Source organism: Marinobacter salexigens (assembly GCF_018860765.1).
Classification (GTDB): Bacteria; Pseudomonadota; Gammaproteobacteria; order Pseudomonadales; family Oleiphilaceae; genus Marinobacter; species Marinobacter salexigens_A.
Window position 1 is genome coordinate 211,477 of sequence record NZ_JAHKPV010000006.1, and the last position, 14,514, is coordinate 225,990.

Genomic DNA, 14,514 nt, shown 5'->3' on the forward strand with positions numbered 1-14,514 from the left:
GGCGAGCCCGGCTAAACGCATCTTGATGCGAGTCATCTTGACTAATATCTGGATTTTATCAGCCTCTCGCCTGAACTACCCTTGTGCCTAGTGCGTATTCTCGCTACCTACTATGGGTTAAGCGCCCAAGTGTTCCTCAGTGAAAACAAACAAAAATCCGCCAGCAACCGGAGCGCACCCTCACATGGCCAACCTGATTCTGATTCTTGGTGATCAGCTGACAACCGACATCAGCACCCTTGAGGGGGCCGACCCGCAACGCGACACAGTTGTAATGGCAGAAGTTCATGAGGAGGCCAGCTATACCAACCATCACAAGAAAAAGTTGGTGCTGCTGTTCAGCGCCATGCGCCACTTTGCTCAAAAGCTGGAACAGGACGGATGGCAAGTTCACTATCAGCCGTATCATCCAGACAACAAACATCAAAGCCTAGAAAGCGTTGTTTGTTCCCTGCGTGAAGACCTTCGCCCAAGCAACATCATCACAACCGAATGCGGCGAATGGCGATTGCACAATCAGATCTGCCACTGGCAGGAACGCTTGGGTGTGCCGGTAGAAATCCGCACTGACACCCGCTTTATCGCCAGCAAGCGCGAGTTTGCCGATTGGGCCGAGGGTCGCAAGCAGTTGCGCATGGAGTTCTTTTACCGGGAAATGCGGCGTAAAACCGGGCTATTGATGGCACCAGACGGCAAGCCAGAAGGCGGCAACTGGAACTTCGATGCCGATAATCGCCGCAAATGGAGCGGCAAACCGCCCGCTCCCGCGCCATTTCGAATAGAACCGGATACCATAACCCGCGAGGTGATCGATCTGGTAGAGCAGCACTTCCCCGATCACTTTGGCGTTACCGGCGATTTTCACTTTGCAGTCACCCCGGAGGATGCGCAAGAGGCTCTGAACTACTTCATCGAGTTTGCGTTACCCTGCTTTGGCGACTATCAGGACGCCATGTCTGACAACGAAGACTGGCTGTTCCGCTCCATTCTTTCACCCTATATCAACTGCGGCCTGCTTGACCCTCTCGCGGTATGCGAAGCTGCAGCAAACGCTTGGTATGCTGGGCAGGCGCCTATTAACGCGGTGGAAGGTTTTATCCGCCAAATTATTGGTTGGCGTGAGTTTGTAAGAGGCATTTATTGGCTGCACATGCCGGAGTACGCAAAGGAAAACCGCCTTGGCAACACCCGCGCACTGCCCTGGTTCTACTGGACCGGCGATACTAAGATGCGCTGCATGCACCAAGCCATCGACGCCACCCGGCGCAATGCCTATGCCCATCACATCCAGAGGCTGATGGTTACCGGCAACTTCGCACTATTGGCAGGCGTAACACCAGAGGAAATCTGTGACTGGTACTTGGCCGTTTACGCCGATGCCTATGATTGGGTAGAACTGCCCAATGTGCTAGGCATGGTGATGCACGCTGACGGCGGCTATCTTGGGTCAAAGCCTTACGCCGCCAGCGGCAAATACATTCAACGGATGTCTGACCACTGTTCCAACTGCCACTACAAGGTCAGCAAAAGCACAGAACCAGACGCCTGCCCGTTCAACTCACTATACTGGCACTTCATTGACCGCCACCGGGTTGATTTCGAGCGCAACCCACGCATGGGCATGATGTATCGCAACTGGGACAAGCAGAAACCGGAAAAACGCGAGGCCGTACTAAGAAGAGCGGAGAATCTGCTAACAAATCTTGAGGTCATTTAAGGAAAAATCCTTTTGCAACTGCTAGTGTCCTATAAACGTCCCTCTCCCCTAACAAATGGAATGTACGGTCATTATGGGATACCGGCCACTGGCACTTGCTGCCATCGCATTGCTTTCGTTTCAAGTTTGCTTAGCAAAGCAGCCCTCGCTGAACCTTGTTACGTTTGAGGCGCCCCCCTATCAGATAGCTAGCGTGGCTGGCCGCGGGAGTGCGAGCATACGCGGTGAGACCGTAACCACTGTAACCTGCGCCGCAAAAGCAGCTGGCTGGGCCACAAATATAACGATGGTGCCCCAAAAACGCGCCATCTATTCACTGAAACGGAACATAGCAGATGGCTATTTTGCAGCAGATCCATCTGCAGAGCTGGATGCCATAGCCCGCCAGAGCTACCCGGTCGCTCTGGAGAAGTGGTACTTCTTTACTCTAGATGCCTCACCCAAACCTAGCAACGACCGGATAGGCGTTGTTGATGGCAGTAATGAAGAAGCCTGGTTGAAAGCAAACGGTTACAACATTTATTTGAGCGTAACTTCACCCAAGCAGTTGCTAGCACTACTCGAACGAGGAAGAATCAATGCGGCACTCATGGATGAGCGGGTAATGCAGGGCCTTAATACCGACCCCACAACACCCGCCATAGACAGCCTACATTCCCACTTTCTTCGCTATGCACCGTTACATCTTTACCTTGGTGACGCATTTCAGGTGACCTACCCGAACTTTCTCTCCGCGTTCAACGAGGCACTTCCAACCTGCATGGGGAAAAACCTGCAGCTGTCCGAGCGAGAGTTAACGCAAATTGATGAGTTAACAAGGCGCCTGCTAGCCGAACTACGGGGGCTACTAGACCTACAGCAAGCTCTAAACGCAGGCCAGCAACCCAATACCCTTGCGGAAGTGCTGTCAATCGATAGCAAATGGCAAGCTGTGACTCCAGATAGCAAGCTGCCACTGGCAGCTCATATTCTAAACCTACCCGCTTCGCAAACTCTCAAAAATTGGCAAGGATCTTACCAAGGTCTGGTTACGGAAGTGATGCTGGTGAACAGCATGGGCGCCATCGCTGCAATGAGCCAACTCACTTCTGATTATTGGCAGGGTGACGAGCCTAAGTTTCTGGAGGTGGCGGGCAGCGAATCAACGACAGAACCGCGAGACCGAAATTTTCTCTTTATTTCTCCCATTCGTTACGATCAATCCACAACCCGGTTCCAGATTACGGTCAGCGCCCCCCTCTTTACTGATGAAGACAAAACACCTAACGGGGTCCTCGTATTAGGTTTGGACATTGAAGAGGCGATGGGCATTTAAGGCGGCCCAATTTCGCACGCCAGCACCAGCGCCCAAAATTCAGAAAAATCATTGACCACCACATCGGGTTTATCCGGGTGCTTGTGGGTGCCAGGAAAGATTTGGTTTAACCAAGGCAAATCCCACTGGGCGCCGTTAAAGAAAACAGACGTCATGCCCGCACGTTTAGCTGCAATCACATCGGTAGTGCTATCACCTACATACCAGACACTGGGGTCGGGCGGATAGTCGAGCTTCTGCACTGCCAGCAAGAGTTGGTCTGGGTGCGGTTTGCGCAAGGGCGTGTCATCACCGCAGACATCCACATCAAACAGTTCCACCCAACCAGTGTCTTCTACGGCAGCCAGTTCATGCTCGAAAAACTCACGATCACGATTGGTGATGACACCCACCTGAATATTCAGACGCCGTAGCCCCTCCAGCACTGCACGAACCTTAGCCTCAAAAGCTTTTACAGTGCCGTAGTGATTTCGGTAATGGTGGTTGAACGCTTTGTGGGCTATTTGTTTTGCGTCTTGATCATCGCCGAAAAGCACTTCAAATATATCCGTGCGTGAGATTTTTCGATCGGCCTTTACCTTTGGGTGAAGCTTGGCAAATTCACGAACATAGGCCACCAGCTTTGCGTCTTCCGGCGCTTTACTATCTTCTGGTGCGACCATTCGCTGCATTAACCCGAGCTTGTGAAAATCCGGGAACATGTCATCCACCGCGTGATACATGGCATCTAAGGTATCCACAAGCGTTGCGTGCCAATCGAACAATATGACCTCGGGCCGAATCAACTTGACGACGGCAGGGTGCCAGTCCGGCTCTATGCGAGGTTCCGGGCGAGCAGGCGACGGAAACGGTGGAGGGCGAACCTCTGCCGGAATGCGTAAGAACTTATCCGGCTCATCGCGCTCAATCAACGCAAGCAGGTCCATCAACTCTTCAAAGCTGTCGAGCACTGCCAGAGGCGCATCACGTTTGGAGAACCAGCTGCGGATGCGCTCTTCATCCCACTGGGCGCCATTGTAGAAAACGCCGGAAATTCCGCCTCGACTCGCCGTAAGCATGTCGACATAACTGTCACCGATGTACCAGGCGCTCGCATCTGCCGGCAGATGAAGTTGCTCAAGAACCCTGCTGATGACCTGCGGGTCCGGTTTGTATTGCGTAACATCATCGGCGCATACAATGGCTTCAAACAGATTCTGCCAGCGCCCTTCATCCACGGTTTTAAGTTCTTTCTCGAGAAACTCACGGTTTCTGTTGGTGGCCACGGCTAGGCGAATACCCATGGCCTTGAGCGCAGAAAGGTATTCGTAGGCTCCTGCCTGAAACGGACGAACTTGCCCGAAATAGCGTCGATAGGCCTCATTGTAAGCCTCATGGGCAACCAGCTTTGCGGCTGTATTATCACCGAAAACCGCGTTAAAGATATCCGTTCGTGACACTCGCCGCTCTGCGAGAATGCGCGGGTGCAAGCGCCGGAAAATACGAATGTAACGAACCAGCCTCACGTCATCTGCAGTACGACACGTTTCTTCTGGCAGCAACTGCTCTACCAGCCCAAGCTCTTCCAGTTGCGGCAGCATATCCTCCATCGCACTGAACATGGCATCGTGGGTATCGACCAGCGTTCCATGCCAATCAAATATCAGCACCGAAGGTGCAGACAGGCGCTCACTCAAGCGATCCATAATCAATCCTTTGGCGTTCCAGAAGCGTATCTATAAACCCTATTCACCAGTTAAAACCATATTGGCCCAATGCACAAAAAACCACACCTGCCTGAGAAAACATGCCCGGTTTGCCAGCGTCCCTTCAGCTGGCGCAAGAAATGGGCGAAAGACTGGGACAGTGTGCGCTACTGCAGCGAACGCTGTCGTCGTAACAAGGCCGCTTAGCAGTTAGCTGGAAGATCTGGTCCAAACAGAGCTTTATCCATGGTGATCATCTGCCAGGGTTAATGAGGTTTTGCCCCCAAGGCGGCAGACCGGCTGTTCCGGCATAGCAACACAGCCAACCCCGCCAGAGCCAGCGCGATCAGCATTGGCCATACCAGCGCCCATATCTGGTAGGGTGCCGGCAGCCATACCGGCGCTTTAACCAATCCGGCCAGATCCCACGGCATCCACCAGAAGGCAATCAGGCTCGCGGCAACAGCCGCCAACCAACCCGCTGTCAACATCGGCGGGGTCTGGCCTGTTTCGAGCTTGGCTGACAGCGTCCACAGATAGCGCAACACCAGTAGCAAGGTGGCAATCGCTCCGGCCGTCATCAGGGGAGGCAGGCAACCGGCCAGTGCGAAGCTTAGTGAGTCTTCCGCCAGACCTGCTTTCATCGCCAGTTTTGCCAGCGCACCGCTGGTGAATGGTAGACCGGCCAGAGACAATCCGGGCAAAGCAATCAATATCCAGATCATGGTCTGGCCCATACGGCTGGCCGGCAGTGAGACCCCCGCAGACAAAAACAGGCTGCCCTTCGCCAGGCCATGGTGTAAAGCATAAAGGCCAATCACAGAAAACAGGACCGGTGCGCGTTCAGGGTCGGCCAGCGCAGCCCCCACCATCAGCACCATCAATCCCATCTGGCTGATACTGGAATAGGCCAACACGGCCTTCGGACGATGCTGCAAAACTCCAAGGATAGCAGCGCCTAGGGCTCCCACGGCACCAGCCGCCACCATCAAGGCGCCCCACCCGCTCAGGCCTATCTCACCAAACGGCAGGGTCACCAGCCAACCCAGCAAGCCGGCCTTTATCATCGCGCCGCTGAGCACGGCACTGGCCGGGGTAGGCGCAACCGGGTGGGCCAGAGGTAGCCAGAAGTGCAGGAGAGGCAACCCTGCTTTAACCCCGAAGCCGGCGATCAGCAGAGCGATAATCAGGTCCCGTTGCTGCGCCTGAGCCAGGGCCGCAGGTAGGTCCGTAAGCAGCTGACTATCTGCGGCCGACGCTGCGAGCAATAGGCCTGCAAGAATGGACATTTCGCCCAATACCGCCATCGCCATATAAACCCGCCCGGCATAGTGGGCTTCATCCGTTCCCTCGTGCACTATCAGGCCATAACCGGCAAAGGTCATGAGTGCGAAAAAGCTGTAAAAGCTGCCAATATCAACAGCCACAGTGAGACCCAGATTACCAGCAAGCGTTAGCCCCCAGCACACACAGAATCGCCGTATATGAGACTCTGCCAGGTAACCTACTGCATAAACGCCTGCCACAGTCCACAAGACCGCCGTCAGCAGCAGAAACAGACGTCGCAGGTCATCCAGTGCCCACAGCCCGCCGTTAAGCAACCAGGGTAACTCGAGCTGCCAGCTAGGGTCGCCACATGAGGCCAGCAGGAGTGCCGGTAATGGTAAAACCGGCAGGATATAGCGCATAACCCTGCGCCAGTCAGACCGTAACGCCATCGCCGGATATAACAACGGCAGACACACAGCCACCAGAGCGAGAATCGGCTCGGGAAACGTCATTCCGAAATCTCCCGCAAAACAATCAACTCGGCCCAGGCCAATGGACTGAACTGCGACGACGCAAATACACCGGACACCACTACCATCATGGCGGTCAGCAATGGCGGCCACAGCAGCCATGGGCTGGTCTCAAGCCGCCCCCACGTTCGCTCTTCGGGCCAAGTCTCCTTGCCCTTACGGAACCATAGCCGATGGATGATAGGCAAAAAATACACAGCATTAAGTAGGCTGCTGCCCACCAGCACCAGAATGACCCAGTCCATATTCACGGCCAGGGCGCCGCTGCCCATGACCCACTTGGTAATGAAACCCGCCAGAGGCGGCGCTCCAATCATGCCGAAGGCACCAATCGTAAAAGCCAGGGACGTCCCCGGCATGCGTTGCCCGGCACCGTCCATTTCATCAATGCGGTGGATTCCCAGTGTTTCTGCGTAATTGCCGGCACAGAAAAACAGCGTGATTTTCATAATGCCCTGATGCAGCAAATGAACCAGCCCTCCAACGGCGGCTAAAGGCCCTGCCAGAGCAATGCCGAGAATAATGTAAGACACCTGGCTAATCGTCGAAAATGCCAGCCGGCGCTTCAGATCGACCTGCCATATCGCCCGGGTGGAAGCATAGAGAATGGTGAACGCAGCCAGCCAGGAAAGTGGCGCAAGCAGCCCCAGATCAGACGAAGCCTCCACTCCGTAAACATCGTAAACCACCCGCACGATCCCGAAAGCACCGGCTTTGACAACGGCCACAGCATGTAGAAGCGCACTCACCGGGGCCGGTGCCACCATTGCCTGAGGCAACCAGCCGTGCAAGGGGAAAAGCGCAGCTTTTACCCCCAGCCCAGCCACCAGCAATATAAAAATCAGAATCAACGAGCGATGGATATCTGGATCCGCATCAACCAAATGGCCGCCATCACGAAACGACAGATCACCCACCAAGCTATGCAGCCAGGCAATGGCCAGCAACAGTACAGCACCGCCAGTGAGTGTATAAATCAGGTAAGTCCGCCCTGCCCTCAGCGCTTTTTCTGTGCCGCGATGGACCACCAGCGGGTAAGTAGACAGCGTCAGAATTTCGTAAAACAGAAAGAAAGTGAAGAGGTTCCCCGCCAGCGCTATCCCCATGGTGCTGGCGACACACAGGCTGAAAAAACCGAAGAACCGCCTGCGATTCGGCGAGTCCTCGAGATACCCAACTGCGTAGATGGTGGTCAGCAGCCAGAGTACCGCCGAAAGTCCGGCAAACATCATTGAAAGTGCATCCGCCCTCAGCACAAAGGTCACACCCGGCAGCATAGTGAAGCTCACACCATAGTTCACACCGTGAAACACGCCCCAGACCATCACGATCACGACTACGAGCTTTAGCACAGCAGCGCCCAGGTTGACCGACGTGCGCCGAACGTAGCCTGTTTCCGGCAAAGCAAAGATCCCCACAGAGGCCACCAGCGATATCATCAAGGCGAAAACCGGCATCCATTCTTCAAGTGTCACGGCGCGCCCTCTTCTGCAAACGGCAATGCCATCACCGACAACACCTGTTCCGACACGAACCCAAGCCCCAGTGCCATCACTGCCAGCACCATCGGAATGATTTCCAGGCTTTTGGACGGGTGAAAGAACTGGTCGGTTTCCGGGTTTTCTGCAAATGAGGCCCGGTAAATCCGGAACAGGTAGGCCGCAGACAGCAGGCCGCCCGCAAGCAACACCAATGCCCACCACCACTGACCACTGCCCAGGCTGGCTTGCAGTAACAGCCACTTGGCTGCGAAGCCGCCAGAAGGAGGCAAGCTCATCAACGACACCCCAGCCAAACCAAAGGAAAATAGAGAAAAGGGTAGAAAACGACTGACACCGGCCAGGGCATCAATACGACTGCTTCCAACCGACAAAATCAGGTTACCAGCGGCCAGGAACATGGCAGCTTTGGCAAGCGCGTGGCTGATCACCTGCAAAGTAATACCTTGCTGGGCTTGCAAAGATACCGACTCAGACACTGAGTATGTCAGCGGAAACAACAGGAACAGGTAACCAATCTGTGCCACAGAGGAATAAGCCACCACCTGTTTCAATTGCGCTTGTTTGCACGCCAGCCAACTACCCCAGACTACTGCCGCGCCGCCCAAAAGCCCTACCATCTGCGCTGCGGCCAGACTGCCTAGCGATTCGCCAAAGGCCAACCAGAGCCGGGCCGCAATATAAAAAGACGCTTTAACCACCAATGCCGACAAGAGTGCACTCACCGGGGATTTCGCAATTCCGTGAGCGGGAGGCAGCCAGCGATGGAGGGGAAACAAGGCTGTTTTCAAAGCCAGCCCCGTGATCATCAACGCCAGCGCCAGCCCAGGCCCGGCGGGAGCTGAGTGGTTATCCAGCCATGCCACCACACCGGCAATAGACAGAGTGCCAAACTGCCCGTATATCAATGCCACGCCCAGAAGATAGGCCAGGGATCCTAGCAGCGCGGCCAGCAAATACCGGATCGAAGCCCGCAGTGCGTTGGCATTACCACCGAGAGCAACAAGACCCACGGCCGAGAGGCTGATCAGTTCCAGGCCTACGTAGAGATTGAACAGATCTCCACCCAGCCAGACCGCGTTAAGCCCCGACCAGAGAAACCAGAACAAAGGCCAGAAATACCGGTGCCAGGGCTTATGCTGGTCAATATAGACGCCTGCATGAAGACCGCAGGCACTGGCCACCGCTGCGGTAAGCAGAACAAACGTAACCGCAAGCCCATCCACACGAAGCTCGATACCCAAAGGAGCACCCCAGCCGCCCAGGTCGTAATAAAACCCTCCGTGTTGCGCAACCGTCAGCCACAAGCCCAGTGAAACAAGCACCTGCACCAGAATACCCACCCAGGTAACCCGGCGACCCCAGACAAAATCGGTCAACAGCGTCAGAACCGCCCAGGCTAAGGGTGTAAACAACAAACCAGCCATCAGCCACAGCGTCATAGAGGGCCACCTTCACGGGAACCGGCCTCTCCTTCAAGGCTCGTCATACCCGACTGGTGGTAATAGCGCCGTATCAGCACCACTGCCAGCGCAGTAGCCGCAATAGCCACAACAATACCGGTAAGCACCAGTGCCTGAGGCACTGGGTCAGGTCCGCTCTGATGCTGGGGCAGTCCCACCATAATCAGAAACACGCCAGACCCCATGATATTGAAGGCCAGCAACTTGCGCAGCAGGTGCGACAGGCGCAGCAACCCGAACAGGCCGATGCCACAGAGGGCTGCCCCTGCCAGTGCGTACAGCAAGTATGACGTCATGACGGATCACCCTCTTCGGGGTCCTCGGCGTCATTAACCGGCGCGGACACAAACAACGCCAACAAGACCATGGCAATGGACAATGTCAGCACGGATTCGATTACCAGAATCAGAGGTTTCGTCATGTCGGGCGGGTAGGCCAAAAAGGCATCACCTCCGATGACACTCACAACAGCGGCCAGCAGAAACACCGAAAAACCAAGCACCAACCCCAACCGCAACAACAAACCCGGACGAAGAAAGTCCATTGGGATTCCGCCGAGACGCATCAACACGCCGGTAGCCGCGAGCACCGCGCCAGCCTGGAAGGCTCCTCCGGGTCGATCGGCGCCGGCCCAGAGCAGGTAGCCCGCCAGCACCAGCATCAGCGGTATGAACCAGCGCTGCAGTGCATAGAGCAGAGGGTCCGAGGTGCGCAGCTCAGGATCTTCAAGCGATGTGGTTTTAGACATGGATATCCCGGCAATGCCGGCAATCACCAGAACACCGATTTCCAACAAGGTGTCGTAACTGCGAAAGTTCAGCAGCACGGCGGTGACCGGGTGCTCGACGCCGCTTCGGCTCATGTTCTCAGACAGCAGTTGCGGCAGAGTGCCCTGCCCTGGATCACCTGCGATAGCCCATATGCTGGCCGCCAGAACAGCGCTAAATGCAATACACGCCAGAGCAATAAAACAGGTCCGTACAGCCCGGATCATGATGGGTCACTCCCACGCTCATCAGGATCACGTGTTTTCCGCAACGCCTTCTGACGCTTGTTGCCGAGGTGGCTGACGGCATCCAACAAAAGCACCCCGGTCAGGCCGGCTCCGATAGCCGCCTCTGCCAAAGCAATGTCGGGTGCCTGAAGTCGCACCCAGGCGACAGCCATCAAGAGTCCGAAAGCAATGAACACAACAACCGCGCGGAACAAGTCCCGGGAAAACAGCGCCGCTGCAGCTGTAGCCAGCAATGCCAGCACGAGAAGTCCATCCAGCAACCAGTCAGTCATGGGAGCCTTTTGGTCCAGAATCGTCACCTTGCTGCAAGCGGGCAGCCCGGGCGATCAGGTGAGCAGAGGTGGCGCTGGCTGCCAGAGCCACCACCCAGATCAGGAGCACTTTCGCGCCGATTGCCAGTGACGCGGCATTCAGCACCAACGCAAGAATAATAAACCCAAGCCCGAGATTATCGACCTTGGTAAGCGCATGAATCCGCAAAAGAGTATCTGAAAAGCGGAACAGGCCCAGAGTACCAACCGCGAAGAACAGGCAACCAATAACCAACAGTATTCCCTGAACCAACTCAACGAACGCCATCACGATGCCCTCCGCTCCGGTCAATTCGGATAACCCGTGTGACGAAGCCAACAATGGCCAGAACCGACAGCAATGCCAAAACAAGGGCTACATCCCTTAGTGCTGGCGCAGCCTGGGCTTCTGCCAGAACCAGCAATAGAGCAACCCCGGTAGTGCCAAACAGTTGCGACGCCAGCATGCGGTCTGACGAGGTCGGCCCCCGCCAGATCCGCACCAATGCCACCAGAAGTGTCAGCAGAAGAAAAACGGCAACCGCGTTGAACATAAGTGTCATGACACCCCCTCTGAAAAGCCGGTTTCGCCCTGCAACGGCAAACCAAAAACACGCGCAACCTTTTGCTCCGCAGCCCTGACGTCTTCTTCAACGGAACTGTGGGTATCCAGGCAGTGCAGCTCCAGTCGAGGCCCGTCAAGGCTAACACTCAGCGTACCCGGCATCAGTGACAAGGCATTGGCCAGCAGCCAACGTGGGCCGCCCTCGGGCAAACTCAGTTGAACCGTGATGTAGCCTGGATCTACCGGCAACGACGGTGACACTACACGGCGAGCCACATCAATGCCGGCGACAACGGACCGCCCAAGAAAAAACAGGACAAACAGCCACAACTGGACTGGACGAATCCGGACAGAACCCTCAGGAAAAAGCCGCATTGAAACCGCCGTCACCAGTATCGCAACCCCCAGGCCAAACCCGATTCCTGAGGGGTCGCCTTCAGTGAACGCCCACCACACCATGAGGATCAGGAGGGCTCGGCCCGTAATGGTTGCAACTGTTTTCATTGATGCTCCCTGTCGTGACCCTGTTGAATTACTCTGCCGTATTCTCAGGCTCGGCTTTCTCCAGAGAAGGCAATACCAAAACAGCACAGGGCGAATTGACCGAAACATACTCAACAGTTGCCTTGCGCATTGGCCAATGGCCACCACCCCGGGAAACCAATAACATAAGATCCGCGCCCAGCTGGCCGGCCATACCCACCAGTTTTTCCCCAGTGTTTCCGGCCACCACATGCAAGGTGGCACTGCGGTTCATCGGCAGGTATTTACGGGCAAGCAAATCCAGTACGTCGTGGACCTCGGCCTCTTTCTTTTCCGGAGCATCCGGGGTTACATGCGGAAAAAACCCGGCCCCTCCGGGGCTGTATACACTGGCAAGATGAAGCTCACCGTCTTCAGTCAACAGACTAATGGCTGCCTCAAGAGCACGCTTGCCCTCACCATCGTCTTCGGGATCAATTGCGATCAACAGCTTCTGGTACATATTCGCTCTCCTGCTTGGTTTCAGAGCTCGCCTCCACTTCCGGGAAGGCGCGGCCATGAACCAGTTCGTTCATACTGTAGCCACGGTAATCTGCGCGAAGCGCCCTGAACAACGCCACCGCCATGAATATCAGAAGGATGCAGAAAGGCAGGCCCAGGGAGGTAATCACGTTCTGTAAAGCATCCAGGCCACCCGCCAAAAGCAGGGTGGCGGCAATCACGCCCTGAGCGACCGCCCAGAAAATTCGTTGGCGCACCAGTGAAGGCTGGTCATCGCGCCGGGTCAGCATATCGATGACCAGAGAGGCGGAGTCGGATGAGGTGGTAAAGAAAACAACGATAATGACCACACTCAGCGCAGACGCCACACCGGAAAAAGGAAACGCCTCCAGAAAGGCAAAAATGGCCACGGAAGGGTCCTTATGTACCTGCTCCGCCAGCGCGATTTCGCCACCCATTTCGACATTGATCGCGGATAAACCGAAGATGCCAAACCACACAAGCGTAAAGGCCGTGGGTGCAAACAGCACTCCGGCAACGAACTCACGAATGGTTCGTCCGCGGGAAATCCTGGCAATGAAGATTCCCACATAAGGCGCCCAGGAAATCGTCCACGCCCAATAGAACAGGGTCCACTGCCTCTGCCAGTCTGTGTCTTTGAAGGTTTCCGTCCAGAATGCCAGCCACGGCAAGGCATCAAAGTAGTCCCCGACGCTCTGCACCATCCCTTCCGCAATGAACACTGTAGGGCCTGCGATGAGAACAAAGGCAAGCAAAGCCATCGCCAGAAGAATATTAAGCTGGGAAAGCCGGCGTACGCCCTTATCCAGCCCCAGAGCCACCGACGTAGCGGCAATGCTGGTGATAACCGTAATCAACGCAACCTGCACCAGCCCGGAGGAAGGCGTGCCAAACAGATAATTCAGGCCACTGTTCAACTGCAGAGTCCCCAGCCCAAGGGAGGTCGCCACACCAAACAAAGTGCCAAGCACGGCAATAACATCGACCGCCCAGCCCCAGGGGCCGTAGACCCGCTCCCCGAGTATCGGGTAGAACAGGCTGCTGATGCGCATGGGCAAGTTGTGCCGGTAGGCAAAGTAGCCGATCGCCAGGCCTGGCAAGGCAAAGATGGTCCAGGTGTGCAAGCCAAAATGATAAAGCGCTATGGTCATAGCATCGCTGGCAGCCTGCTCAGAGCCGGCCTGTACGCCGTCAAACGGTGGGCTGGAGAAGTGAGATACAGGTTCGGCAACACCCCAGAACATCAGAATAGTGCCTATGCCAGCAGCGAACAGCATGGTAAACCAGGTAAGGTTGGAATAATCGGGGCGGCTGTCGTCAGCACCCAAGCGGATATCGCCATAGCGGCTCACGGCCAGGCCAAGCAGGAAAATCAGTAAGGCGCTAACAGAGAGGATATAGAACCAGCCAAGATTACGAGCCACCCAACCGGTCAGCAGGCCAAAGCTGCCAGCAACAGCTTCATCAAACGGCACCGCAAGAGCAACAAACAGGGTGGCCACACCGGCCGAGGTAAAAAACACCCCCGGTATGGTCTGCAATCCCAACCGACGTTGCAGCCGTTCCAGCACATGAACCTCCGTTTCTTGTGAAAAGATCTCCGAAAGCCTTACGCTATCACATGCACCAACGCGTTGTGAGGCAGGCTCAGAATATTACCCGACTTCGACAGAGGCAATTTAACGTGAAAATTGGTGAACTCGCGAAAGCCACGGGCATTCCCGTGGAAACCATCCGGTACTACGAAAAAATCGGTTTACTTCCAGAGCCGGGCCGTGACGCCAGCGACTACCGGGCCTATCGCAATATGCATCTGGATCGTCTTTTTTTTATCAAGCGCTGCCGTAACCTTGATATGACTCAGGACGAGATACGCGAACTCATTCGGCTTTCCGAAAATCCCGAAGCAGACTGTCATCAAGTAAATGCCCTTCTCGACAACCACCTGAACCATGTCCGGAACCGCTTAAATGAACTCTTAAACCTCGAAAAAACGCTGCAACAACTGCAAAAAGCCTGCTCAGACGCAGGCACGGTTCAAGATTGCGGCATTATGGGAGGGCTTAGCTCAGAGCTAAACACTCCGCATCCAGAACACAACGACCATAGGGACGATCACGAAAACCACGTGCCGGGAACCCACAGGCCGGGCAAGCGTTAA

The 14,514-nt window shown here is 55.5% G+C and carries 16 protein-coding genes; 4 read left to right on the plus strand and 12 right to left on the minus strand.

Going from position 1 to position 14,514, the window contains the following annotated elements; all coding sequences use genetic code 11:
- The first annotated feature begins 184 nt into the window (after positions 1–184).
- Positions 185–1,717, plus strand: a complete 1,533-nt coding sequence (locus KO508_RS06545) for a cryptochrome/photolyase family protein (protein ID WP_216007545.1) — start codon at positions 185–187, stop codon at positions 1,715–1,717.
- 73 nt (positions 1,718–1,790) lie between these two features.
- Entirely contained in the window at positions 1,791–3,032 is a 1,242-nt protein-coding gene (locus KO508_RS06550; protein WP_216007546.1) for a hypothetical protein, read from the plus strand.
- On the opposite strand, the gene KO508_RS06555 is transcribed toward KO508_RS06550, so the two are convergent.
- Positions 3,029–4,717 (minus strand): HAD family hydrolase, encoded by a 1,689-nt coding sequence (locus KO508_RS06555; RefSeq protein WP_216007547.1) that lies wholly within the window; start codon positions 4,715–4,717, stop codon positions 3,029–3,031. The two genes, KO508_RS06550 and KO508_RS06555, sit on opposite strands and share 4 nt — an antisense overlap.
- Before the next feature lie 69 nt (positions 4,718–4,786).
- Between KO508_RS06555 and KO508_RS06560 the strand changes: the two genes are divergently transcribed.
- Complete coding sequence (locus tag KO508_RS06560; RefSeq protein ID WP_216007548.1) at positions 4,787–4,924, plus strand: DUF2256 domain-containing protein; 138 nt, start codon at positions 4,787–4,789, stop codon at positions 4,922–4,924.
- Positions 4,925–4,983: 59 nt separating this feature from the next.
- Here KO508_RS06560 and KO508_RS06565 read toward each other — a convergent pair whose 3' ends face one another.
- Genes KO508_RS06565 through KO508_RS06615 form a run of 11 tightly spaced genes read right to left on the minus strand, consistent with a single transcriptional unit; the run spans position 4,984 to position 13,924 of the window.
- A complete protein-coding gene (locus tag KO508_RS06565; protein ID WP_216007549.1) occupies positions 4,984–6,498 on the minus strand; it encodes a complex I subunit 5 family protein in 1,515 nt (504 codons plus the stop codon).
- Positions 6,495–7,991, minus strand: a complete 1,497-nt coding sequence (locus KO508_RS06570; RefSeq protein ID WP_354668014.1) for a complex I subunit 5 family protein — start codon at positions 7,989–7,991, stop codon at positions 6,495–6,497. Before KO508_RS06570 ends, KO508_RS06565 begins: the two co-directional genes overlap by 4 nt.
- Positions 7,988–9,457 carry a complex I subunit 5 family protein gene (locus tag KO508_RS06575; RefSeq protein ID WP_216007550.1) on the minus strand — a complete coding sequence of 490 codons (1,470 nt, stop codon included), beginning with the start codon at positions 9,455–9,457 and terminating at the stop codon, positions 7,988–7,990. Before KO508_RS06575 ends, KO508_RS06570 begins: the two co-directional genes overlap by 4 nt.
- A complete protein-coding gene (locus tag KO508_RS06580; RefSeq protein WP_216007551.1) occupies positions 9,454–9,774 on the minus strand; it encodes an NADH-quinone oxidoreductase subunit K in 321 nt (106 codons plus the stop codon). The genes KO508_RS06575 and KO508_RS06580 overlap by 4 nt, the downstream gene beginning before the upstream one ends.
- A complete protein-coding gene (locus KO508_RS06585) occupies positions 9,771–10,472 on the minus strand; it encodes an MnhB domain-containing protein (RefSeq protein WP_216007552.1) in 702 nt (233 codons plus the stop codon). The genes KO508_RS06580 and KO508_RS06585 overlap by 4 nt, the downstream gene beginning before the upstream one ends.
- Positions 10,469–10,765, minus strand: a complete 297-nt coding sequence (locus tag KO508_RS06590; protein WP_216007553.1) for a Na(+)/H(+) antiporter subunit B — start codon at positions 10,763–10,765, stop codon at positions 10,469–10,471. The genes KO508_RS06585 and KO508_RS06590 overlap by 4 nt, the downstream gene beginning before the upstream one ends.
- Positions 10,758–11,072 (minus strand): cation:proton antiporter, encoded by a 315-nt coding sequence (locus KO508_RS06595; RefSeq protein ID WP_216007621.1) that lies wholly within the window; start codon positions 11,070–11,072, stop codon positions 10,758–10,760. The genes KO508_RS06590 and KO508_RS06595 overlap by 8 nt, the downstream gene beginning before the upstream one ends.
- Positions 11,059–11,346 carry a monovalent cation/H+ antiporter complex subunit F gene (locus tag KO508_RS06600; protein WP_216007554.1) on the minus strand — a complete coding sequence of 96 codons (288 nt, stop codon included), beginning with the start codon at positions 11,344–11,346 and terminating at the stop codon, positions 11,059–11,061. The genes KO508_RS06595 and KO508_RS06600 overlap by 14 nt, the downstream gene beginning before the upstream one ends.
- On the minus strand, positions 11,343–11,852 hold the full coding sequence (locus KO508_RS06605; protein ID WP_216007555.1) for a Na+/H+ antiporter subunit E: 510 nt from the start codon (positions 11,850–11,852) through the stop codon (positions 11,343–11,345). Before KO508_RS06605 ends, KO508_RS06600 begins: the two co-directional genes overlap by 4 nt.
- 28 nt (positions 11,853–11,880) lie before the next feature.
- The gene (locus tag KO508_RS06610; protein ID WP_216007556.1) at positions 11,881–12,333 is read right to left on the minus strand and encodes a universal stress protein; all 453 of its coding nucleotides are present in this window, start codon (positions 12,331–12,333) and stop codon (positions 11,881–11,883) included.
- On the minus strand, positions 12,305–13,924 hold the full coding sequence (locus KO508_RS06615; RefSeq protein ID WP_216007557.1) for a BCCT family transporter: 1,620 nt from the start codon (positions 13,922–13,924) through the stop codon (positions 12,305–12,307). Before KO508_RS06615 ends, KO508_RS06610 begins: the two co-directional genes overlap by 29 nt.
- A gap of 113 nt (positions 13,925–14,037) precedes the next feature.
- Between KO508_RS06615 and cadR the strand changes: the two genes are divergently transcribed.
- Positions 14,038–14,514, plus strand: coding sequence for a Cd(II)/Pb(II)-responsive transcriptional regulator (gene cadR, locus KO508_RS06620; RefSeq protein WP_216007558.1), 477 nt, complete (start codon positions 14,038–14,040; stop codon positions 14,512–14,514).